23 protein-coding genes and 1 pseudogene are annotated in these 22,451 nt (G+C 53.0%); 13 read left to right on the top strand and 11 right to left on the bottom strand.

From position 1 onward, the window contains the following. Positions 1-175: 175 nt before the first annotated feature. The 5 genes from mcbA (at position 176) to ybiJ (ending at position 4,568) form a co-directional block, all read left to right on the top strand. A complete protein-coding gene (gene mcbA / locus D9734_RS02505; RefSeq protein WP_130205133.1) occupies positions 176-436 on the top strand; it encodes a DUF1471 family periplasmic protein McbA in 261 nt (86 codons plus the stop codon). A gap of 264 nt (positions 437-700) precedes the next feature. Beyond that, positions 701-2,983, top strand: coding sequence for a catecholate siderophore receptor Fiu (locus D9734_RS02500; protein ID WP_130205131.1), 2,283 nt, complete (start codon positions 701-703; stop codon positions 2,981-2,983). A gap of 42 nt (positions 2,984-3,025) precedes the next feature. Further along, positions 3,026-3,703: a PKHD-type hydroxylase YbiX gene (gene ybiX, locus D9734_RS02495; RefSeq protein WP_130205129.1), complete on the top strand. Its 678-nt coding sequence runs from the start codon at positions 3,026-3,028 to the stop codon at positions 3,701-3,703. A gap of 73 nt (positions 3,704-3,776) precedes the next feature. Continuing rightward, positions 3,777-4,043 carry a C4-type zinc finger protein YbiI gene (gene ybiI / locus D9734_RS02490; RefSeq protein WP_130205127.1) on the top strand — a complete coding sequence of 89 codons (267 nt, stop codon included), beginning with the start codon at positions 3,777-3,779 and terminating at the stop codon, positions 4,041-4,043. 264 nt (positions 4,044-4,307) lie between these two features. Further along, a complete protein-coding gene (gene ybiJ, locus D9734_RS02485) occupies positions 4,308-4,568 on the top strand; it encodes a DUF1471 family protein YbiJ (RefSeq protein ID WP_130205125.1) in 261 nt (86 codons plus the stop codon). A gap of 13 nt (positions 4,569-4,581) precedes the next feature. Here the strand turns inward: ybiJ and ybiE are convergent, their stop codons facing one another. The 7 genes from ybiE to rhlE all read right to left on the bottom strand — a co-directional run bounded on the left by ybiE (position 4,582) and on the right by rhlE (position 11,485). Next, positions 4,582-4,641: a protein YbiE gene (ybiE, locus tag D9734_RS23460; RefSeq protein ID WP_211180490.1), complete on the bottom strand. Its 60-nt coding sequence runs from the start codon at positions 4,639-4,641 to the stop codon at positions 4,582-4,584. Between the two features lie 80 nt (positions 4,642-4,721). Then, on the bottom strand, positions 4,722-5,792 hold the full coding sequence (hcxB, locus tag D9734_RS02480; protein WP_130205123.1) for a hydroxycarboxylate dehydrogenase HcXB: 1,071 nt from the start codon (positions 5,790-5,792) through the stop codon (positions 4,722-4,724). Between the two features lie 140 nt (positions 5,793-5,932). After that, complete coding sequence (ybiB, locus tag D9734_RS02475; RefSeq protein ID WP_130205121.1) at positions 5,933-6,895, bottom strand: DNA-binding protein YbiB; 963 nt, start codon at positions 6,893-6,895, stop codon at positions 5,933-5,935. Between the two features lie 27 nt (positions 6,896-6,922). Beyond that, positions 6,923-9,073: an ATP-dependent DNA helicase DinG gene (gene dinG / locus D9734_RS02470; RefSeq protein ID WP_130205119.1), complete on the bottom strand. Its 2,151-nt coding sequence runs from the start codon at positions 9,071-9,073 to the stop codon at positions 6,923-6,925. A gap of 170 nt (positions 9,074-9,243) precedes the next feature. After that, on the bottom strand, positions 9,244-9,525 hold the full coding sequence (locus D9734_RS02465; RefSeq protein WP_130205117.1) for a type II toxin-antitoxin system RelE/ParE family toxin: 282 nt from the start codon (positions 9,523-9,525) through the stop codon (positions 9,244-9,246). Further along, positions 9,525-9,965, bottom strand: a complete 441-nt coding sequence (locus D9734_RS02460; RefSeq protein ID WP_001522657.1) for a hypothetical protein — start codon at positions 9,963-9,965, stop codon at positions 9,525-9,527. The genes D9734_RS02465 and D9734_RS02460 overlap by 1 nt, the downstream gene beginning before the upstream one ends. A gap of 155 nt (positions 9,966-10,120) precedes the next feature. After that, positions 10,121-11,485 (bottom strand): ATP-dependent RNA helicase RhlE, encoded by a 1,365-nt coding sequence (gene rhlE / locus D9734_RS02455; RefSeq protein ID WP_130205115.1) that lies wholly within the window; start codon positions 11,483-11,485, stop codon positions 10,121-10,123. 228 nt (positions 11,486-11,713) lie between these two features. Between rhlE and cecR the strand changes: the two genes are divergently transcribed. From cecR to D9734_RS02430, 5 genes are read left to right on the top strand one after another with little or no spacing between them, the layout of a single operon-like run. Next, positions 11,714-12,385, top strand: coding sequence for a DNA-binding transcriptional regulator CecR (gene cecR / locus D9734_RS02450; protein ID WP_024191852.1), 672 nt, complete (start codon positions 11,714-11,716; stop codon positions 12,383-12,385). A 2-nt stretch (positions 12,386-12,387) separates the two neighbouring features. Then, the gene (gene hlyD / locus D9734_RS02445; protein WP_130205709.1) at positions 12,388-13,383 is read left to right on the top strand and encodes a secretion protein HlyD; all 996 of its coding nucleotides are present in this window, start codon (positions 12,388-12,390) and stop codon (positions 13,381-13,383) included. Further along, positions 13,376-15,112 carry an ATP-binding cassette domain-containing protein gene (locus D9734_RS02440; protein ID WP_130205113.1) on the top strand — a complete coding sequence of 579 codons (1,737 nt, stop codon included), beginning with the start codon at positions 13,376-13,378 and terminating at the stop codon, positions 15,110-15,112. Before hlyD ends, D9734_RS02440 begins: the two co-directional genes overlap by 8 nt. Beyond that, the gene (locus D9734_RS02435) at positions 15,105-16,238 is read left to right on the top strand and encodes an ABC transporter permease (protein WP_000070131.1); all 1,134 of its coding nucleotides are present in this window, start codon (positions 15,105-15,107) and stop codon (positions 16,236-16,238) included. Before D9734_RS02440 ends, D9734_RS02435 begins: the two co-directional genes overlap by 8 nt. Positions 16,239-16,248: 10 nt before the next feature. Beyond that, the gene (locus D9734_RS02430; protein ID WP_000469031.1) at positions 16,249-17,355 is read left to right on the top strand and encodes an ABC transporter permease; all 1,107 of its coding nucleotides are present in this window, start codon (positions 16,249-16,251) and stop codon (positions 17,353-17,355) included. Here D9734_RS02430 and D9734_RS02425 read toward each other — a convergent pair. Then, positions 17,317-17,727 carry a YbhQ family protein gene (locus D9734_RS02425; protein WP_077737778.1) on the bottom strand — a complete coding sequence of 137 codons (411 nt, stop codon included), beginning with the start codon at positions 17,725-17,727 and terminating at the stop codon, positions 17,317-17,319. The two genes, D9734_RS02430 and D9734_RS02425, sit on opposite strands and share 39 nt — an antisense overlap. 132 nt (positions 17,728-17,859) lie before the next feature. Here D9734_RS02425 and D9734_RS02420 point away from each other — a divergent pair, with 132 nt between their 5' ends. The 3 genes from D9734_RS02420 to D9734_RS02410 are packed head-to-tail and all read left to right on the top strand — an operon-like array spanning position 17,860 to position 20,815. Next, the gene (locus D9734_RS02420; RefSeq protein WP_130205111.1) at positions 17,860-18,621 is read left to right on the top strand and encodes an endonuclease/exonuclease/phosphatase family protein; all 762 of its coding nucleotides are present in this window, start codon (positions 17,860-17,862) and stop codon (positions 18,619-18,621) included. After that, positions 18,618-19,859, top strand: coding sequence for a cardiolipin synthase ClsB (clsB, locus tag D9734_RS02415; RefSeq protein WP_130205109.1), 1,242 nt, complete (start codon positions 18,618-18,620; stop codon positions 19,857-19,859). Before D9734_RS02420 ends, clsB begins: the two co-directional genes overlap by 4 nt. Further along, positions 19,859-20,815 carry a YbhN family protein gene (locus D9734_RS02410; RefSeq protein ID WP_130205107.1) on the top strand — a complete coding sequence of 319 codons (957 nt, stop codon included), beginning with the start codon at positions 19,859-19,861 and terminating at the stop codon, positions 20,813-20,815. The genes clsB and D9734_RS02410 overlap by 1 nt, the downstream gene beginning before the upstream one ends. Before the next feature lie 35 nt (positions 20,816-20,850). Here the strand turns inward: D9734_RS02410 and D9734_RS02405 are convergent. From D9734_RS02405 to moaE, 3 genes and pseudogenes are all read right to left on the bottom strand, one after another. After that, a pseudogene (locus tag D9734_RS02405) lies at positions 20,851-21,060 on the bottom strand (BAX inhibitor (BI)-1/YccA family protein); the annotation flags it as partial. Between the two features lie 98 nt (positions 21,061-21,158). Next, positions 21,159-21,863: a Bax inhibitor-1/YccA family protein gene (locus D9734_RS02400; RefSeq protein WP_130205105.1), complete on the bottom strand. Its 705-nt coding sequence runs from the start codon at positions 21,861-21,863 to the stop codon at positions 21,159-21,161. A gap of 135 nt (positions 21,864-21,998) precedes the next feature. After that, on the bottom strand, positions 21,999-22,451 hold the full coding sequence (moaE, locus tag D9734_RS02395) for a molybdopterin synthase catalytic subunit MoaE (RefSeq protein ID WP_130205103.1): 453 nt from the start codon (positions 22,449-22,451) through the stop codon (positions 21,999-22,001).

Here is a 22,451-nt window from a genome sequence, read left to right as displayed (position 1 = left end):
TTTATGGCAATTCACCATAAAAATCAGCATCATGCATGTCATTGATTTGTCTTATTTTGTAAAAATATATCGTTCAAAAAACAAGCACATCTCTGTCAATTTTTTGCGTCATTTGCATCGCACAGGCGACCTACACTTATCAGGCACTACTCGTTGTATTTCTGAGGATGTCATTATGAAAAAGTGCCTCGCACTACTGATTGCCACCGTCCTGAGCGGAATCTCTCTCACGGCTTATGCCGCGCAGCCTCTGAGTAACCAGGACAGCGGTCAGCTACGGCCCGCCGGTACCGTTTCGGCGACCGGCGCATCAAACCTAAGCGATCTGGAGGATAAATTGGCAGAAAAAGCGCGCGAACAAGGCGCGAAAGGTTATGTCATTAATTCCGCAGGCGGAAATGACCAGATGTTCGGTACTGCAACCATCTACAAATAACCCCACCAACGTAACTGCATTCGCCTCTGGATGCAGTTTTCGTCTGTTTTGTAATCAAAAAACATCAAATATGAACGCAATGTAAATAAATGTATTTCTTTTTCGCGCAATGGGTGATAGAAAATCGCTCCAAGTGATAATGCTTATCAAAATTATTATCACTTTCACGAATACTATTACGGGATTAACAGTGGCATCGCATCCGCAGAGATGCTTTCTCGTGACAGTGAAAACTTAAACATATAAGAAAAAGTCACCTGCTAAATGGAAAACAATCGCAATTTCCCTGCCAGACAATTTCATTCGCTCACGTTCTTTGCCGGTCTTTGTATTGGCATCACGCCTGTGGCACAGGCACTCGCCGCCGAAGGGCAAACTAACGCGGATGACACGCTGGTTGTCGAAGCATCAACGCCTTCGCTTTATGCGCCACAACAATCTGCCGATCCGAAATTCTCGCGTCCGGTAGCGGATACGACCCGCACGATGACGGTGATTTCTGAACAGGTGATTAAAGATCAGGGCGCGACTAACCTTACCGACGCACTCAAAAACGTCCCCGGCGTAGGCGCATTTTTTGCTGGTGAGAACGGTAACTCCACCACTGGCGACGCCATTTATATGCGCGGTGCCGATACCTCTAACAGTATTTATATTGATGGCATTCGCGATATCGGCAGCGTCTCGCGCGACACCTTCAATACCGAGCAGGTCGAAGTGATTAAAGGGCCGTCCGGCACCGACTACGGGCGCAGCGCGCCGACGGGCTCGATCAATATGATCAGCAAGCAGCCGCGCAATGATTCCGGCATTGACGCCTCCGCCAGTATTGGCAGCGCCTGGTTCCGCCGCGGCACGCTGGACGTCAATCAGGTGATTGGCGATACCTCCGCGGTGCGTCTGAATGTGATGGGCGAAAAAACGCACGATGCCGGACGCGACAAAGTCAAAAATGAGCGTTACGGCGTCGCCCCTTCTGTCGCTTTTGGCCTTGGCACAGCGAATCGTTTGTATCTTAATTATCTGCATGTCACCCAGCACAACACGCCAGACGGCGGCATTCCGACCATCGGTTTGCCGGGCTATTCCGCCCCATCTGCGGGAACAGCGGCACTGAATCATTCCGGAAAAGTAGATACGCATAACTTTTATGGCACGGATTCCGATTACGACGATTCGACCACCGATACCGCCACCATGCGTTTTGAGCACGACATCAACGATAACACCACCATTCGCAATACGACTCGTTGGTCGCGCGTAAAGCAGGATTACCTGATGACGGCGATTATGGGCGGGGCGTCGAATATTACCCAGCCCACCAGCGATGTGAATACTTGGACCTGGTCACGTACGGCGAACACCAAAGATGTGAGTAATAAAATTCTCACCAACCAGACCAACCTGACTACCACATTTTATACCGGCTCTGTCGGTCATGATGTCAGTACTGGCGTGGAATTTACCCGTGAAACGCAGACCAACTACGGCGTTAATCCGGTGACGTTACCGGCGGTGAATATTTATCATCCTGACAGCAGCATTCATCCCGGCGGCCTGACGCGCAACGGCGCAAACGCCGATGGTCAGACGGATACCTTCGCAATTTATGCCTTCGATACGCTGCAAATCACCCGTGATTTTGAGCTGAACGGCGGGATCCGCCTGGATAATTATCATACTGAATATGACAGTGCCACCGCCTGCGGCGGCAGTGGACGCGGCGCAGTCACCTGCCCTGCTGGCGTGGCAAACGGTTCTCCGGTCACCACCATCGACACTGCCAAGTCGGGCAATCTGGTGAACTGGAAAGCCGGGGCGCTGTATCACCTGACGGAAAACGGCAATGTCTATATTAACTATGCCGTTTCCCAGCAGCCGCCAGGCGGCAACAACTTCGCCCTTGCGCAGTCTGGCAGCGGTAACAGCGCCAGCCGCACCGACTTTAAACCGCAAAAAGCCAACACCAGTGAGATTGGCACCAAATGGCAGGTGCTGGATAAACGCCTGTTGCTTACCGCCGCGCTGTTCCGTACTGATATCGAAAATGAAGTTGAGCAAAACGATGACGGGACTTACTCGCAATACGGTAAGAAACGCGTCGAAGGCTATGAGATATCCGTGGCCGGGAATATCACGCCCGCGTGGCAGGTGATTGGCGGATATACTCAGCAAAAAGCGACCATTAAAAATGGCGCGGACGTGGCTCAGAATGGTTCATCATCACTGCCATATACGCCGGAGCACGCCTTTACCTTATGGAGCCAATATCAGGCAACCGATGATATTTCCGTTGGCGCGGGCGCGCGTTACATCGGCAGTATGCATAAAGGTTCAGACGGCGCGGTGGGAACGCCAGCATTTACCGAAGGTTATTGGGTCGCCGATGCCAAACTGGGGTATCGGGTTAATCGCAATCTCGACTTCCAGCTAAACGTCTACAACCTGTTTGATACCGATTACGTCGCCTCGATCAACAAGAGCGGCTACCGTTATCACCCGGGCGAACCAAGAACGTTCCTGCTCACCGCCAATATGCATTTCTGATTCAGATGTGGGGCGCACGGCCCCACTTTTTGGAGAACTTGTATGATGTACCACATTCCTGGCGTGCTATCGCCACAGGACGTCGCCCGGTTTCGCGAACAACTGGAACAAGCCGAATGGGTTGATGGACGCGTCACCACCGGTGCACAAGGCGCACAAGTTAAGAGCAATCAGCAAGTGGACACCCGTAGCGCCCTGTACGCCGCACTGCAAAATGAGGTGCTGAACGCGGTTAACCAACATGCTTTGTTCTTTGCCGCTGCCTTGCCGCGTACCCTTTCCACACCGCTGTTTAATCGCTATCAGAACAATGAAACTTATGGTTTTCATGTGGATGGCGCAGTACGCAGTCATCCACAAAACGGCTGGATGCGCACTGACCTTTCAGCCACGCTGTTTTTGAGCGATCCACAAAGCTACGACGGCGGCGAACTGGTCGTTAATGACACCTTTGGACAACATCGGGTAAAACTTCCGGCAGGCGATCTGGTGTTGTACCCCTCCAGCAGCCTGCACTGCGTGACACCCGTCACCCGCGGCGTGCGAGTGGCATCATTTATGTGGATCCAGTCGATGATCCGCGATGATAAAAAGCGCGCCATGCTGTTTGAACTGGACAACAATATTCAGTCGCTGAAAAGCCGCTATGGCGAAAGTGAAGAGATCCTGTCGCTGCTCAATCTTTATCATAATCTGCTGCGGGAATGGTCGGAGATCTGACGCTTGAACTGCCCGAGTTCGTCCCTATATTAGCTACACTTAACTGTACAAGCATTGATATGGGGAGGACGATATGGCATCCGGTTGGGCTAACGATGACGCCGTCAACGAACAGATCAACAGTACAATTGAAGATGCGATTGCTCGCGCTCGGGATGAAATTCCGCGTGGCGAAAGCCTGTATGAATGTGAAGAGTGTGGCGCCCCCATCCCGCAGGCCCGTCGGGAAGCCATTCCTGGCGTGCGCTTATGCATTCATTGCCAGCAGGAGAAAGATTTACAAAAACCAGATTATACGGGATATAATCGCAGAGGTTCGAAAGACAGCCAGTTACGTTAACTGCAACTGGCGCGATGCATAGCGAGTATAATTTGTATTTTGCGTGGCATTCCGTGCCTTTAACGCTATCGTGACTGCCACGCGATATAAAACGGGTCCATAAGTACAACAAATAAATGGTTTATCAATATGTTAGATATCAATCAATTTATTTGAACAAGGCGGTCAATTCTCTTCGATTTTATCTCTCGAAAAAAAACGTGATACTCATCACATCGACGAAACAACGTCACTTAAACAAAAATCACCTGCGAGAGATTAATTATGAAAACTATCAATACTGTTGTTGCTGCTATGGCTCTTTCAACTCTGTCATTTGGCGTGTTCGCCGCGGAACCGGTAACGGCATTCCAGGCACAGAGCATGAACAAAATCGGCGTAGTTTCTGCCGATGGCGCATCCACCCTCGATGCCCTGGAAGCGAAACTGGCTGAGAAAGCTGCGGCAGCCGGTGCTAGTGGATACAGCATTACTTCCGCCACCAACACTAATAAATTAAGTGGTACCGCGGTAATTTATAAGTAATTCGTAAGCCGGATCAAGCGTTTACGCTACGTCCAGCACAAGTATTTCCCTGTCTGTTTGCCGACAGACGCATATGCTCTAACCCTCATTGATCCTATATTACCCTTGTTTGCCCGTCCGTCACTGGACGGGCTTTTTTTAGCTGGCTAATTGTTAGCAGAAAGCCTGCAACGTCTCTTCTGACATACCAACCTGTCGCGCCGCATCACAAATGGCCTGCCAGCTCCCGGCATCCAGCGGGATCCCAAACTCCTGCCGTTCACGGCGCATATTCACTTCCCACTCGCCCGGTAGCAAAATCGGCTTATCTTCATCATGCGGCGAGGCTTTCACCCACTCGGCAAAGGCTTCGGTCTGCGCGCTACAATCCGGTGCGCCGAAGAGTTCCGGGTTGATGATGATAGTGGTCATGCAGTTAAAAATGGCATCGGGACTGGTTTGTAACGTTTCCTGATGCGTCGTTTTACCACCGGAAAGCGCCCCGCTAAGAATTTCACACATCACCGCCAGCGCGTAGCCTTTATGTTCGGCAAAGGTCAACAGCGCCCCCAACGGCGACTCCTGCATTACCGCCGGATTGGTCGTCGGCGCACCGTTAACATCAATCAGGCAGCCTGGTGGAACGGGGACGCCTTTATGCCAGGCGACACGGGTTTTGCCAAATGCGATGGCGCTGGTGGCGTAATCGAGCAATAGAGGGAAGTCATCTTTACGTGGGAAAACCACGCAGAACGGATTGGTGCCGAAGCGACTGTCATGACCGTGGAACGGCGCGACCATTGGAATACCGACCACGTTAACAAAGTGGATAGAGACAAACCCCGCCGCCGCGCACTGTTCCGCCCAATAACCGATACGCCCGATATGATGTGAGTTATGTAGCGCCACGGCGGCAATACCGTGCTGATGCGCTTTCTCAATCCCCAGCGCCATCGCTTCGTGTGCCGCGACCTGACCAAATGCGCGATCGCCATCGAGCGTGACCGCCGCCCCCGCCTCTTTAACAATTTTGGCATGATGGTTAATTTGCAGATGCCCCTGACTCCAGGAGCGCACATAGCTTGGGATCATGCCAATACCATGTGAATCATGTCCTGCCAGATTTGCCGCGATTAAATGATCGGCAACTAATTTCGCTTCTTGTTCCTCGCTACCCATCTGACGAAATACAGCCTGAATAAAACTGTGCAGCGTCTGAGCATGAAAGCGATGACCACTTTCCATGGTTAACTCCTGTTTATGTTTTGTGTTTGTTGTTTTTTTATGCTGCACGCCGGACGCGGGAAGGTCAATAAAGATGCAGGAATTTCATATTGCGGTGGGGTAAAGGCCGGATGACATTGCTCATCCGGCGGAGAAAAAAATTAAAATGCCTGATTAACGCGCGCCAGACCGTCGTTAACGGTTGCCACTTCACCCGCCGCCAGCAGGCAGCAAGCCATCTGGATTTTCAGCGATTCAGGAATCGGTTCGCTGCCAGCCAGGCAACGCTCAATCCACTTCGCCGTGGTTTCCGGGTCTTTTGCTTGTGGCAGTAGCTCGTTGCCAGCAGTGTCCTGTTTTTCATACAGCACCCGCATCCCTTCACGGTCGATCAAATTGATTTGCGGGCAGCGTTGCGGATTAGCATAAACTTCACCTTCGGTGCCATGCATTAACAGCGCTCGTCCGCCAATATCGCTAAAGAATTTTGCGACTCGCCCGATATATTCCGGATGCGAAACGCTGGAAAGACGCAGCGCCTCACCTTCGGCAAATGGCGTCGCCAGTTTCGCCAGGGTATGCGCACTGTTACGCACGCCCATCCGCCAGCGCATCGCCAGTTGTTTTTCCAGCGGCGGGCAAAACGCGCCTACAGGCATAAACACCAGTTGATGTTCGTCGAGCTTCGCCTGCGCCTGCCCGGCATGTAGCGTTGGCGTAATACCCATCAGTTCGAAAATGGTTTCGGTCAGCACGCGGGTTGGATCTTCGCTAACGCCGTGAACCACCACAGGAAAACCGAGTTTGTGTAGCAGAAGTGCCAGCAACGGCGTCAGGTTGGCCTGTTTACGCGCACCGTTGTAACTGGGGATGACAATGGGCATCGGCTTGCCGGTAGGCGGCGTCAGCTTGATGGTGTGATTTTGCATGGCTTCGTAAAAGCCGAGCATCTCTGCTTCCCCTTCCCCTTTGATACGCAGCGCAATCAATACGCCGCCCAGCTCGAGGTCAGGGACTTCACCGTTGAGCATATGGGCATACAGACCGCGCGCAGTATCCCGGTCTAAATCGCGCGCGTGGTTTTTCCCGCGCCCGATCTCTTTAATGATTTTGCGATAGTCCATTTACGACTCCTTACCTGACTCACATCATTAACGCCGCCGACGGCGTGGGGATTTCGCTTTTTCTTTCTTTTTAACTATACCTTCAGGGACTTCCGGTTGCTCAATCGGAAATACCGGTAATGCATCCAGTAGTCGCTTGCCATAGTTTTTGGTCAGCAAGCGTTTATCGTAAATCACCACTTCCCCCCAGCAGCCGTGGCTTCGGATCAAACGCCCAACCTGCTGGATCAGGTTAAACGAGGCGCTCGGCAGGCTTTGCACCTCAAACGGATAGCGGTTGAGGCTTTTCAGCCATTCTCCTTCGGTGATCACCACCGGGCTGTCAATAGGCGGAAAAGCGATTTTGTGGATATGCACCTGGCTGAGAAGATCGCCTTTCAAATCCAGCCCTTCGGCAAAAGATTGTAAGCCCACCAGTACGCTGCGCTCACCGTTGGCGACGCGTTTGCGATGCAGTTCAACTAAACGGTAACGCGGCTGATCGCCCTGCACCAGCAGTATCAGACGTAAATCCGTCACATAGTCGAGAAACCGCTGCATCGCACGCCCACTGGCAAACAGCACTAACATACCGAGATGTTTTTTATTCTCTACCTGCTCACGGAAGAACGCCGCCATTTCAGCAATGTGCTGTTCTTCGTTGTCAATGGAAGGCTCAAAGCGCATCCGAGGAATAACAATTTTGCCCTGTTCGCAGTGGTTGAAGGGAGAATCCAGCGCCACAAAGCGGTCGCCCGCTTTCTCTTTCAGCCCGCTCATCTCCTGCAAACGCGAAAAACTGTTCAGCGATCGCAAGGTCGCGGAGGTGACAATAATGTGCGGAATGCTGCGCCACAGCAGCCTTTCCAGCTGATCGCTAACACGTATTCCCACGCAGTGAAACCAGAGATGCAGCTGCCCGTCGCGCTCTTCCCGCGTCGCCCATTTGGTCACGGGCGCACCGGAAGATTGCGCCAGCGAGGCCAGCCGCCAGAGTTTGCTTTGCGCCTCAAACATCCCCAGCGCGCGGTTCATCTGCAAAATCAAACGGTGCAGACGCACAATGTCATGAGTACCAGTTTTCTCGCTTAAATCGTTAAGAAATAACTCCGCCAGACCACGCAGCATCTCGGTGAGTTTTGCCAGCCGCTGGCAGATCTCCAGCACTTCCTCAGGCAGTTCGCCCATCGCAAAACGGTGCTCTGCCTCCTGCCCGGCAGGCATGTAGAGATTGAGAATGTTGTTTAACGAGGCGATAAGCTCATACAACTCTTCACAATGCGCATTCAAACGCTCGGGGATCGCCAGCGGTGGGATCGTCTTCGGGCGAAACTGTTCCATGCAGGTAGCGACCAGTTTGGTGAACAAGTCCAGCTGTAGCCGATACCACGGTGCGGTGATTTCGGCGCTCATCTCCAGCGCATCCCGCGCTACATCCGGCAGGTGATGACCTTCGTCCAGCACCAGCAGCAGATTTTTCGGGTCAGGTAATACGGCTTCGCTTTCCATCGCCGCCATCACCAGCGCATGGTTTGCCACCACCACTTCCGCTTCCTGAATTTCCCGACGAGCAACAAAAAACGGGCATTCGCGATAGTAATAACAGTTGCGGTTAAGGCAACTGGCCTTATCGGTACTCAAACGACGCCAGAGATCGTCATCTATAGCGATATCAGTATGATCGCGCAGACCGTCCCATTTATAAGTGTCGAGATCGCCCTTCAGCTTCGCACAACGTTTTTGCTCTTCCTGATTATTTGGCGTCAGTTCGTCGTCAAGAAACGCCAGCAGATCCTGTTGCGTGGGTTCAGTGCTGGCGAGCGCCGTCAGATTACGCGGGCAAACGTAGCGCCCACGCCCAAAAGCGGCAGTGAATTTAAGATCGGGAATGATCTTTTTCAGCAGCGGTAAATCTTTGCTGTAGATCTGATCCTGCAACGCCACGTTGGCGGTACTCACCACCAGCGTTTTTTGCTCTTCGCGGGCAATGGCGATGCCGGGAATCAAATAGGAGAGCGTTTTCCCAACGCCGGTGGGCGCTTCAATCGCCAGATGCCGCCCTTCTTCTCCGGCCAGCGTTTTGGCGACGTCCGCAATCATCTGCCGCTGCGGCGCACGGGGAATAAAGTCGGGGATCTGTTCCTGAAGCGCCTTATACCAGGCGGCGATTTGCGCTTTAAGCGCGGCGGTTAATGCCATGAGAAAACCTGAAATACTGTATAAACAGCCAATATTGTGGCATTTTTCGGTTTTCAGGGGTAATGGTTTTTCTGTTTCTGGAAAGCGGCTCGCAATAACGTTTACTGGAGGTGAGATTTTCCCGCAGCAGAAGAAGCATCATTGCGTAGTAAAAGACAATGCACGCAGGCTTATTGCGCTGGCGGCCATTGCAGGGCGGTATGTAAAACACGCAATACCGAGAGCGTATAGCCCTCCACTTGATAGATAAGCACATAATGCGGCCTGACAACGGCTTCATGTGTACCAGCGACTCGTCCGGCACGATACATCTCCGGGCGTTCACAGGCCTGTTCCGCAATGGTTTCAAATTGATTATCAAGGGCAATTGCCGCTTGCGGATTATCTTTACTGGTGTATTCCATGATTTGCTCCCTGTCAGACAGGGACATTGGCTTCCATTCCAGACGCATTAATCCCCCTTCAACAAGGCTTTTTTACGGGCAGCAAATAGACTTTTGGCCTCTTCATGAGAGAGCGCCGGGCGTGGATCGTCAATGGCGGCCTGCACCTGTTCACGAAACCAGGCATCATACGCGGCAGCTTCATGAGCTCGTTTTAATGCCTCTGCCCTGTCAGGTCGGGTCGTTTTCTTCTGACCGTCCGGGTCGTAATTAGAGGCGTCGACTTCAAACCGGGCAATACCAACATCTTTCAGGTAGTTGACAACCGTTTCCAGCCGTTTAAACAAGCGAATTTGCCGACTGCGTTGTGCTGCAAGAGGCCGTTCAGTGTGGCCGTATTTCACGGTCAACGACCAGCCTCCCTGGGTGCCAATAACGTGTGCTGCATCCACTACGCCAGATTCAACCAGTTTATGTAAGGTTGAGTGATCGATCGTTTCTGGTGCCATAATGCGCTAACCTTTTTGTATATGTCATGCAATTTATAATTAAAGATAGCGCAATTAATAATAAATTGCATTTTTTGATCGTAAATTGTCCAGGGTGAAATTGCGGTAGAAAGAGACTTGTTGCGAAGATGCCGGGCATAGCCCGGCATAAAAGATTACTGCGCAGCGGCAGGTTTACGCGGACGGCGACGACGTTGTTGCTCGCCTGCCGGTTTGGCATCGCCGAGGCGACGAGACGGTTTTTCTGCGGGCTTCGCATTACCAGACTTCGCACCACCTTCAGCGCGGCGTGGTTGCTGTTGACCGCGACCACCACCTTGCCCACGACCGCCGCCACCACGTTGCTGGCGACCATTCTGGATTGGTTCCGCTTTGATTGACGGGTCCGGCTCATAGCCAGGAATCGCAATGCGCGGGATCTCTTTTTTCAGCAGTTTTTCGATATCACGCAGCAGCTTGTGTTCATCAACACATACCAGCGACAACGCTTCACCGGTAGCTGCGGCACGACCGGTACGCCCGATACGGTGGACATAATCCTCTGGTACGTTTGGCAGTTCATAGTTGACGACGTGCGGCAACTCTTCGATATCCAGACCGCGCGCAGCGATGTCAGTTGCCACCAGTACGCGAATATCGCCCGATTTAAAATCGGCCAGCGCACGAGTACGCGCACCTTGCGATTTATTACCGTGAATCGCCGCACTACGGATGCCATCTTTATTGAGCTGTTCCGCCAAATGGTTAGCGCCATGTTTGGTACGGGTAAACACCAGCACCTGCTGCCAGTTCCCTTTACCAATCATATGCGACAGCAATTCGCGTTTGCGTTTCTTATCGACAAAGTGAACGTGCTGGGTCACCTGATCAGACGCGGTATTGCGGCGTGCCACTTCGATTTCCAGCGGGTTGTGTAGCAGCTTTTCTGCCAGCGCTTTAATGTCGTCAGAGAAAGTGGCGGAGAACAGCAGGTTCTGGCGCTTCGCTGGCAGTTTTGTTAACACACGACGAATATCGTGGATAAAGCCCATGTCGAGCATGCGGTCAGCTTCATCGAGGACGAGGATTTCTATCTGGTCCAGCTTCACCGCATTCTGATGTTCCAGGTCCAGCAAACGCCCCGGCGTTGCCACCAGCACATCAACGCCGCCACGCAGTTTCATCATCTGCGGGTTAATGCTCACACCACCAAACACCACCAGCGAACGAATGTTCAGGTATTTGCTGTAATCACGGACATTTTCGCCAATCTGCGCCGCCAGTTCACGGGTCGGGGTAAGAATGAGCGCACGTACCGGACGACGCCCTTTGGCGTGCGGCTCGCGGGAAATCAGGTGTTGTAGTAGCGGCAACGTAAAGCCCGCTGTTTTGCCCGTGCCGGTCTGGGCACTGGCCATCAGGTCGCGGCCTTCCAGCACCGCAGGGATCGCCTGCTGCTGAATAGGGGTGGGTTCACGGTAACCTTGCTCGGCAACGGCGCGCAGGATATCAGGGCTTAAACCCAAAGAATCGAAAGACATAACTACTCCGAACCGCCCCGACCGTTACCGGTGTAGTTTTCAGGGAGATACTGAAAAGGAAAATGACAAAAACCACAATGTCATGAGGGAGCGGAGTGTAGCAGTTTTTGTGACGCAGCGCATAAATTATCCCTGTGACTGGCGTTGCTAAAATTCCTGGCCATACTGGACAACGCTAAAAATGAGTCATAATCTTAATCAATCATTTGATTAAGAATGGGCTGTGCTATGAATAGTCCTGCCATGACAACCAAAGGTGAACAGGCGAAAAAACAGCTGATTGCTGCGGCACTGGCACAGTTTGGTGAGTATGGAATGAACGCCACCACCCGCGATATCGCCGCCCAGGCCGGGCAGAATATCGCTGCCATTACCTATTACTTCGGTTCGAAAGAAGATTTGTACCTCGCCTGCGCCCAGTGGATTGCCGATTTCATTGGCGAGCAGTTCCGTCCGCACGCCGAGGAAGCCGAACGCTTGTTCGCACAACCACAGCCGGATCGCGCCGCTATCCGCGAACTGATCCTTCGCGCCTGCAGGAACATGATCCAACTGCTCACCCAGGATGACACCGTCAACCTCAGCAAGTTTATCTCCCGTGAACAGCTCTCTCCCACGGCGGCCTACCATCTGGTGCATGAACAGGTGATTAGCCCGCTACACAGCCACCTGACACGCCTGATTGCCGCCTGGACCGGCTGCGACGCCAATGACACCCGCATGATCCTTCATACCCATGCGTTGATTGGTGAGATTCTGGCGTTTCGTCTCGGCAAAGAAACGATTCTGTTACGTACCGGCTGGACCGCGTTCGATGAAGAAAAGACCGAACTGATTAACCAGACGGTAACCTGTCATATCGACCTGATTTTGCAAGGATTATCGCAAAGGAGTTTGTAGTGATGAAAAAACCTGTCGTGATTGGACTGGCGGTAGTGGTACTTGCCGCCGTGATTGCCGGAGGCTACTGGTGGTATCAAAGCCGCCAGGATAACGGCCTGACGCTGTATGGCAACGTGGATATTCGCACCGTAAATCTGAGCTTCCGTGTCGGTGGTCGCGTTGAATCGCTGGCGGTGGACGAAGGTGATGCGATCAAAGCGGGTCAGGTGCTGGGCGAGCTGGATCACAAGCCATATGAGATTGCGCTGATGCAGGCGAAAGCGGGCGTTTCGGTGGCGCAGGCGCAGTATGACCTGATGCTTGCCGGGTATCGCGATGAAGAAATCGCTCAGGCTGCCGCCGCTGTAAAACAGGCACAGGCCGCTTATGACTATGCGCAGAACTTCTATGCCCGTCAGCAAGGATTGTGGAAAAGCCGCACCATTTCGGCAAATGACCTGGAAAATGCCCGCTCCTCGCGCGACCAGGCGCAAGCCACGCTGAAATCAGCACAGGATAAATTGCGTCAGTACCGTTCCGGTAACCGTGAACAGGACATCGCCCAGGCGAAAGCCAGCCTCGAACAGGCACAGGCGCAACTGGCGCAGGCGGAACTGAATTTACAGGACTCAACGCTGGTAGCTCCGTCTGATGGCACGCTGTTAACCCGCGCGGTAGAGCCTGGCACGGTGCTCAATGAAGGTGGCACAGTGTTTACCGTTTCACTAACGCGTCCGGTGTGGGTACGTGCCTATGTTGACGAACGTAATCTCGACCAGGCCCAGCCAGGTCGCAAAGTGCTGCTTTATACCGATGGTCGCCCGAATAAGCCCTATCACGGACAAATTGGCTTTGTCTCGCCAACCGCTGAATTTACGCCGAAAACCGTCGAAACGCCGGATCTGCGTACCGACCTCGTCTATCGCCTGCGTATTGTGGTGACCGACGCCGATGATGCGTTACGCCAGGGAATGCCGGTGACGGTACAATTCGGTAACGAGGCAGGACATGAATGATGCCGTTATCACGCTGAACGGCCTGGAAAAACGCTTTCCGGGCATGGAAAAGCCCGCCGTCGCGCCGCTCGATTGTACCATTCATGCCGGTTATGTGACGGGGCTGGTGGGGCCGGACGGTGCGGGCAAAACCACGCTGATGCGGATGCTGGCGGGATTACTGAAACCCGACAGCGGCAGCGCCACGGTGATTGGCTTTGATCCGATCAAAAACGACGCTGCGCTGCACGCCGTTCTCGGCTATATGCCGCAGAAATTCGGTCTGTATGAAGATCTGACGGTGATGGAGAACCTCAATCTGTACGCGGATTTGCGCAGCGTCACCGGTGAAGCACGTAAACAGACTTTTGCTCGCCTGCTGGAGTTTACGTCTCTTGGTCCGTTTACCGGACGGCTGGCGGGCAAGCTCTCCGGCGGGATGAAGCAAAAACTCGGCCTGGCCTGTACCCTGGTGGGCGAACCGAAAGTGTTGCTGCTCGATGAGCCCGGCGTCGGCGTTGACCCTATCTCACGGCGCGAACTGTGGCAGATGGTGCATGAGCTGGCAGGCGAAGGGATGTTAATCCTCTGGAGCACCTCGTATCTCGACGAAGCCGAACAGTGCCGCGATGTGCTGCTGATGAATGAAGGCGAGTTGTTGTATCAGGGAGAACCGACGGCCCTGACGCAAACCATGGCCGGACGCAGCTTTCTGATGACCAGCCCGCACGAGGGCAACCGCAAACTGCTACAACGCGCCTTGAAACTGCCACAGGTCAGCGACGGCATGATTCAGGGGAAATCGGTACGCCTGATCCTCAAAAAAGAGGCCACGCCAGACGATATTCGCCATGCCGACGGGATGCCGGAAATCGACATCAACCCAACCACGCCCCGCTTTGAAGATGCGTTTATTGACTTGCTGGGCGGTGCCGGAACCTCGGAATCGCCGCTGGGCGCAATATTACATACGGTGGAAGGCACACCTGGCGAGACGGTGATCGAAGCGAAAGAACTGACCAAGAAATTTGGTGATTTTGCCGCCACCGATCACGTCAATTTTGCCGTTAAACGTGGGGAGATTTTTGGTTTGCTGGGGCCAAACGGCGCGGGGAAATCCACCACCTTTAAGATGATGTGTGGTTTGCTGGTGCCGACCTCTGGTCAGGCGCTGGTACTGGGGATGGATCTGAAAGAGAGTTCAGGTAAAGCGCGCCAGCATCTCGGCTATATGGCGCAAAAGTTTTCGCTCTACGGCAACCTGACGGTCGAACAGAATTTACGCTTTTTTTCTGGTGTTTATGGCTTACGCGGTCGGGCGCAGAACGAAAAAATCTCCCGTATGAGCGAGGCATTTGGCCTGAAAAGTATTGCCTCACACGCCACCGATGAACTGCCATTAGGTTTTAAACAGCGGCTGGCACTGGCCTGTTCGCTGATGCATGAACCGGACATTCTGTTTCTCGATGAACCAACTTCCGGCGTTGATCCCCTCACCCGCCGTGAATTTTGGCTGCACATCAACAGCATGGTAGAGAAAGGCGTCACGGTGATGGTCACCACCCACTTTATGGATGAAGCGGAATATTGCGACCGCATCGGCCTGGTGTACCGTGGGAAATTAATCGCCAGCGGCACGCCGGATGATTTGAAAGCGCAGTCGGCTAACGATGAGCAACCCGATCCCACCATGGAGCAAGCCTTTATTCAGCTGATCCACGACTGGGATAAGGAGCATGGCAATGAGTAATCCGATCCTTTCCTGGCGTCGCGTGCGGGCGCTGTGCGTCAAAGAGACGCGGCAGATCGTTCGCGATCCGAGTAGCTGGCTGATTGCGGTGGTGATCCCACTGCTACTGCTGTTTATTTTTGGATACGGCATTAACCTCGACTCCAGCAAGCTGCGCGTCGGGATTTTACTGGAACAGCGTAGCGAAGCGGCGCTGGATTTCACCCACACCATGACCGGTTCGCCCTACATCGACGCCACCATCAGCGATAACCGTCAGGAACTGATCGCCAAAATGCAGGCGGGAAAAATTCGTGGTCTGGTGGTGATTCCGGTGGATTTCGCCGAACAGATGGAGCGCGCCAACGCCACCGCACCGATTCAGGTGATCACCGACGGCAGTGAGCCGAATACCGCTAACTTTGTGCAGGGGTATGTCGAAGGGATCTGGCAGATCTGGCAAATGCAGCGAGCGGAGGATAACGGGCAGACTTTTGAACCGCTTATTGATGTACAAACCCGCTACTGGTTTAACCCGGCGGCGATAAGCCAACACTTTATTATCCCCGGTGCGGTGACCATTATCATGACGGTCATCGGCGCGATTCTCACCTCGCTGGTGGTGGCGCGAGAATGGGAACGCGGCACCATGGAGGCTTTGCTCTCTACGGAGATTACCCGCACGGAACTGCTGCTGTGTAAGCTGATCCCTTATTACTTCCTCGGTATGCTGGCGATGTTGCTGTGTATGCTGGTGTCGGTGTTTATTCTCGGCGTGCCGTATCGCGGGTCGCTGCTGATTCTGTTTTTTATCTCCAGCCTGTTTTTACTCAGTACCCTGGGGATGGGGCTGCTGATTTCAACGATTACCCGCAACCAGTTCAACGCCGCTCAGGTCGCCCTGAACGCCGCGTTCCTGCCGTCGATTATGCTTTCCGGCTTTATATTTCAGATAGACAGTATGCCCGCGGTGATCCGCGCGGTGACGTACATTATTCCCGCACGTTATTTCGTCAGCACCCTGCAAAGCCTGTTCCTTGCTGGGAATATTCCAGTGGTGCTGGTGGTGAACGTGCTGTTTTTGATCGCTTCGGCGGTGATGTTTATCGGCCTGACATGGCTTAAAACCAAACGTCGGCTGGATTAGGGAGAAGAGCATGTTTCATCGCTTATGGACGTTAATCCGCAAAGAGTTGCAGTCGCTGCTGCGCGAACCGCAAACCCGCGCGATTCTGATTTTACCCGTGCTGATTCAGGTGATCCTGTTCCCGTTCGCCGCCACGCTGGAAGTGACCAACGCCACCATCGCCATCTACGATGAAGATAACGGCGAGCACTCGGTAGAACTTACTCAACGTTTTGCCCGCGCCAGCGCCTTTACCCATGTGCTGCTGCTGAAAAGCCCACAGGAGATCCGCCCGACCATCGACACACAAAAGGCGTTACTCCTGGTGCGTTTCCCGGCTGACTTCTCGCGCAAACTGGATACCTTCCAGACCGCGCCGTTGCAGTTGATCCTCGACGGGCGTAACTCCAACAGTGCGCAAATTGCCGCTAACTACCTGCAACAGATCGTCAAAAATTATCAGCAGGAGCTGCTGGAAGGAAAACCGAAACCCAACAACAGCGAGCTGGTAGTACGCAACTGGTATAACCCGAATCTCGACTACAAATGGTTTGTGGTGCCGTCGCTGATCGCCATGATCACCACTATCGGCGTAATGATCGTCACTTCACTTTCCGTCGCCCGCGAACGTGAACAAGGTACGCTCGATCAGCTACTGGTTTCGCCGCTCACCACCTGGCAGATATTCATCGGCAAAGCCGTACCGGCATTAATTGTCGCCACCTTCCAGGCCACTATTGTGCTGGCGATTGGTATCTGGGCGTATCAAATCCCCTTCGCCGGATCGCTGGCGCTGTTCTACTTTACGATGGTGATTTACGGTTTATCGCTGGTGGGATTCGGTCTGTTGATTTCATCACTTTGTTCAACGCAACAGCAGGCGTTTATCGGCGTGTTCGTCTTTATGATGCCCGCCATTCTGCTTTCCGGTTACGTTTCGCCGGTGGAGAACATGCCAGTATGGCTGCAAAACCTGACGTGGATTAACCCTATTCGCCACTTTACGGACATTACCAAGCAGATTTATTTGAAGGATGCGAGTCTGGATATTGTGTGGAACAGTTTGTGGCCGCTACTAGTGATAACGGCCACAACCGGGTCAGCGGCGTACGCGATGTTTAGACGTAAGGTGATGTAACTTCTTATCTTTCGCCAGCAAAGATACTACCGCCGGGCCGGCAAGGATTGCCAGCCCTGCAATCGCCAGCAAAAAGTTGTTTTCCAGTACGCGGGACAGCAGCCACAGCACAATCAGCGCCGCGCCAAAATACCAGGTGGTGGTCAGCTCTTCCAGCACATCCGCCACCTCACGCCAGCGTTGCTCGGGGTGACGCTGAAACACCAGCATCATTACCACGGTGACACAATACAGCACGCATAATCCCACGCCGACGTGAACCAAAGTTTTACTCATCCAGCCCACCACCAGCAGCGCCACTACCAGTAAATGCAACATAATCTGCCAGCAACTTAGGCCAGTTGCGACACGAACACGTTGTTGCCACTTCATGGCTTCTCTCCTGAAGAATTTATCTCTACTTACTCAGAGTACCGAACTTTACGGAAAATTCCGTAAGACCGCACCTTTTTGTGACGCCGACTACACTATTTCAATGAGATAAGAGGCCAAAACGGGAAAATTATGCCCGACCAAACACAACACTTTTCGTTCAAGGTACTCACCATCAATATTCACAAAGGCTTTACCGCGTTTAACCGACGCTTCATTTTGCCGGAACTTCGCGATGCCGTGCGTACCGTCAGCGCCGATATTGTTTGCCTGCAGGAAGTGATGGGCGCGCACGAAGTTCATCCGCTACATGTGGAAAACTGGCCCGATACCTCGCACTACGAGTTTCTCGCCGACACAATGTGGAGCGATTTTGCCTACGGTCGCAATGCTGTGTATCCGGAAGGGCATCACGGCAACGCCATACTGTCACGCTATCCCATTGAACATTATGAGAATCGTGATGTTTCGGTCGATGGTGCGGAAAAGCGCGGCGTGCTCTACTGCCGCATTGTTCCGCCGATGACCGGGAAAGCGATTCATGTGATGTGCGTACATTTGGGCCTGCGTGAGGCGCACCGTCAGGCGCAGATTGCGATGCTCGCCGAATGGGTGAATGAGCTGCCGGACGGCGAACCGGTATTGGTGGCGGGTGATTTCAACGACTGGCGGCAAAAAGCTAATCATCCGTTAAAAGTGCAGGCCGGGCTGGATGAGATATTTACCCGCGCCCACGGGCGCCCGGCGCGCACGTTTCCGGTGCAATTTCCTCTACTACGACTGGACAGGATCTACGTCAAAAATGCCAGCGCCAGCACGCCAACCGCGTTGCCGCTGCGGACATGGCGACACCTTTCTGATCATGCCCCTTTAAGTGCGGAGATTCATTTATGAAATGTAGCTGGCGCGAAGGCAATAAGATCCAGTTGCTGGAAAATGGCGAGCAATATTATCCCGCGGTGTTTAAAGCAATTGGCGAAGCGCAAGAACGCATCATTCTTGAAACGTTTATCTGGTTTGAGGATGACGTCGGCAAACAGCTGCATGCGGCGCTACTGGCAGCAGCGCAACGCGGAGTAAAAGCGGAAGTCTTGCTGGATGGCTACGGTTCGCCGGATCTCAGCGATGAGTTTGTCAATGAACTGACGGCGGCTGGCGTGGTGTTCCGCTACTACGATCCCCGCCCTCGCCTTTTTGGTATGCGCACCAATGTGTTTCGCCGGATGCATCGCAAAATTGTGGTGATCGACGCGCGTATCGCCTTTATTGGCGGGCTGAATTACTCCGCTGAGCATATGTCCAGCTACGGTCCAGAGGCTAAACAGGATTACGCGGTACGCCTCGAAGGGCCGATTGTTGAAGATATTCTACAATTTGAACTGGAAAACCTGCCGGGACAGAGCGCGGCACGACGCTGGTGGCGACGTCATCATAAAGCGGAAGAAAACCGCCAGCCGGGAGAAGCGCAGGTATTGCTGGTCTGGCGCGATAACGAAGAACATCGCGATGATATCGAACGTCACTATCTGAAAATGCTCACTCAGGCGCGGCGGGAAGTCATTATCGCCAACGCCTACTTCTTCCCCGGCTATCGATTTTTACACGCCTTACGTAAAGCGGCGCGGCGCGGGGTGCGGATCAAACTGATCATTCAGGGCGAACCGGATATGCCCATTGTCAGAGTCGGCGCACGCTTGCTGTATAACTATCTGGTTAAAGGCGGCGTTCAGGTGTTTGAGTACCGCCGCCGCCCGCTACATGGCAAAGTCGCATTGATGGACGATCACTGGGCAACGGTGGGTTCCAGTAATCTCGACCCGCTCAGTTTGTCGCTGAATCTCGAAGCAAATGTCATCATCCACGATCGAAACTTTAACCAGACGCTGCGAGACAATCTTAACGGCATTATCACCGCCGATTGCCAGCAAGTGGATGAAAGTATGCTGCCAAAACGGACCTGGTGGAACCTGACCAAAAGCGTGCTGGCGTTCCACTTTTTACGCCACTTCCCGGCGCTGGTGGGCTGGCTTCCGGCGCACACGCCACATCTGGCGCAAGTTGATCCCCCCGCACAACCGGCAATGGAAACGCAGGATCGGGTCGAAACTGAAAGTTCGGGGATGAAGCCCTGATGAGTAAATCACATCCGCGCTGGCGCTTAGCAAAGAAGATCCTCACCTGGCTGTTTTTTATCGCGGTGATTGTGTTGCTGGTGGTCTACGCCAAAAAGGTGGACTGGGAAGAGGTCTGGAAGGTCATCCGCGACTACAATCGCGTTGCGCTGCTCAGTGCGGTCGGGCTGGTGGTCATCAGTTATCTGATTTACGGCTGCTATGACCTGCTCGCCCGCTTTTACTGCGGTCACAAACTGGCGAAACGCCAGGTGATGCTGGTGTCGTTTATCTGCTATGCCTTCAACCTGACACTCAGTACCTGGGTCGGCGGCATTGGTATGCGCTATCGTTTGTACTCCCGACTAGGGTTACCGGGCAGCACTATTACACGAATTTTCTCGCTCAGTATTACCACCAACTGGCTGGGCTATATTTTACTGGCAGGGATTATCTTTACCGCAGGCGTGGTGGAGCTGCCGGACCACTGGTATGTCGATCAAACCACGCTGCGCATTCTCGGCATTGGCTTACTGATGATTATCGCGGTTTATTTGTGGTTTTGCGCTTTCGCGAAGCACCGCCATATGACCATCAAAGGGCAAAAGCTGGTGCTGCCTTCATGGAAATTCGCCCTCGCCCAGATGCTGATTTCCAGCGTTAACTGGATGGTCATGGGGGCGATTATCTGGCTGTTACTCGGTCAAAGCGTGAACTATTTCTTTGTACTGGGCGTGTTGCTGGTTAGTAGTATTGCTGGCGTCATCGTGCATATTCCGGCGGGAATTGGTGTGCTGGAAGCGGTGTTTATCGCGCTACTGGCTGGGGAGCATACCTCCAAAGGCACAATTATCGCCGCCCTGCTCGCTTACCGTGTGCTGTATTACTTTATCCCGCTGCTGCTGGCGCTGATCTGTTACCTGTTGCTGGAAAGCCAGGCGAAGAAGCTACGGGCGAAAAATGAAGCGGCGATGTGAAGTTCGGTTAAGTTCTTTAGTATGTGCATTTACGACTAATGAAAAAACCGCGTATGCCTTTGCCAGACAAGCGTTATCGCTATTGCTGCAAGTATCCCAAAGAGGCCGATAAAATAGTAATAGAGTGTTAATGCACCTGTAACAGCGCAACGAACCGGACTCCATAATTCTTCACTATGGCATTTTCCCGCCAGTGCAAGGAGCTTATTTCGTCCATGAAAGATGGATGCGAAAAACACAACCACCACGCCATAAATTGCTTTTTATACCAGACTCTTGTTTGTTATCGTTTTAAATAAAAAAATCCCGACACATGGCCGGGATATTGGTGGTGAAAAAAGAATTAACGACGATTGCCAAAAATTCGCAGCAACATCAGGAACAGGTTGATGAAGTCCAGATACAAGGTTAATGCGCCAAGAATGGAGTATTTACGCAGGTTCGACGCGTCACGGGTATCAATCTGCTCACCCATATTTTTCAATTTCTGAGTGTCATACGCCGTCAATCCGACAAAGACAATCACGCCGATGTAGGTGACCGCCCACATCAACGCTTCGCTTTTCAGCCAGAAGTTGACCAGCGATGCCAGCACAATGCCGATCAACGCCATAAACAGCATATTGCCGAAGCCGCTTAAATCGCGTTTGGTGGTGTAACCGTACAGGCTCATTGCGCCGAACATCCCGGCAGTAACGACGAAGGTGCTGGCGATAGAGGCAGCGGTATAGACAATGAAAATACTGGAAAGCGTCAGGCCCGTCAGCGCTGAATAAAGCATAAAGAGCATGGTTGTCACACCTGCACTCAGCTTTTGAATCATCGCTGATAACACAATAACCAGAGCTAATTGTGCTATTACCAGACCAATTAAAAAGATGCGGTTGGTGAATAACAGCTCCATAACGGCGGCGGAATTGGCCGCATACCAGGCAACAAACGCGGTAAGCAGCAAGCCTACCGTCATCCAGCCATAGACCTGTGCCATATAGGTTTGCAGGCCAGCTCGGGTTTGTACGATTGAATCAGAACGTGGGAATCTGTCCATGACTTTCTCCTGAAGATATAAGGAATATCTTAAGGATACTGCAAATGATGGGGCTGTGCATCGACGCAGCGTAAACGCATGTACTGAGCGGTGAAATTGCCGGATGCAGCTGTGCGGTATCCGGCCTGCTAAAAACTACCAGCGTTTTGCCGCCTGCTGATCGCTCTCCCGAGCTTCGACCCAGCGGTCGCCTTCCGGCGTGGCTTCGCGCTTCCAGAACGGCGCGCGGGTTTTGAGATAGTCCATAATAAACTGCCCGGCTTCGAACGCACTGCTGCGATGCGCACTGGTAACACCGACAAAAACAATTTCATCACCCGGCCATAATTCACCAATGCGGTGAATTACCGTGACGCGCCCCAGCGGCCAGCGGTTACGCGCTTCATCAACGATTTCCGCCAGTGCTTTTTCTGTCATTCCCGGATAGTGTTCGAGGGTTAATGCTTTGACGCTGTCTCCCAGGTTATGATTGCGCACCTTACCGGTAAACGTGACCACTGCACCGTCTTCGTCACGCTCCGCCAGCCACGGGTACTCTTCCCCTACACTGAACGACTGCGGGCCGACAACAATTTTGGTTTCTGCCAT

Source organism: Escherichia sp. E14S1, from assembly GCF_004211995.1.
Taxonomy (GTDB): Bacteria; Pseudomonadota; Gammaproteobacteria; order Enterobacterales; family Enterobacteriaceae; genus Escherichia.
Note: the sequence above shows the minus strand (reverse complement) of the source record. Positions and strands in the feature narration are given on the sequence as shown.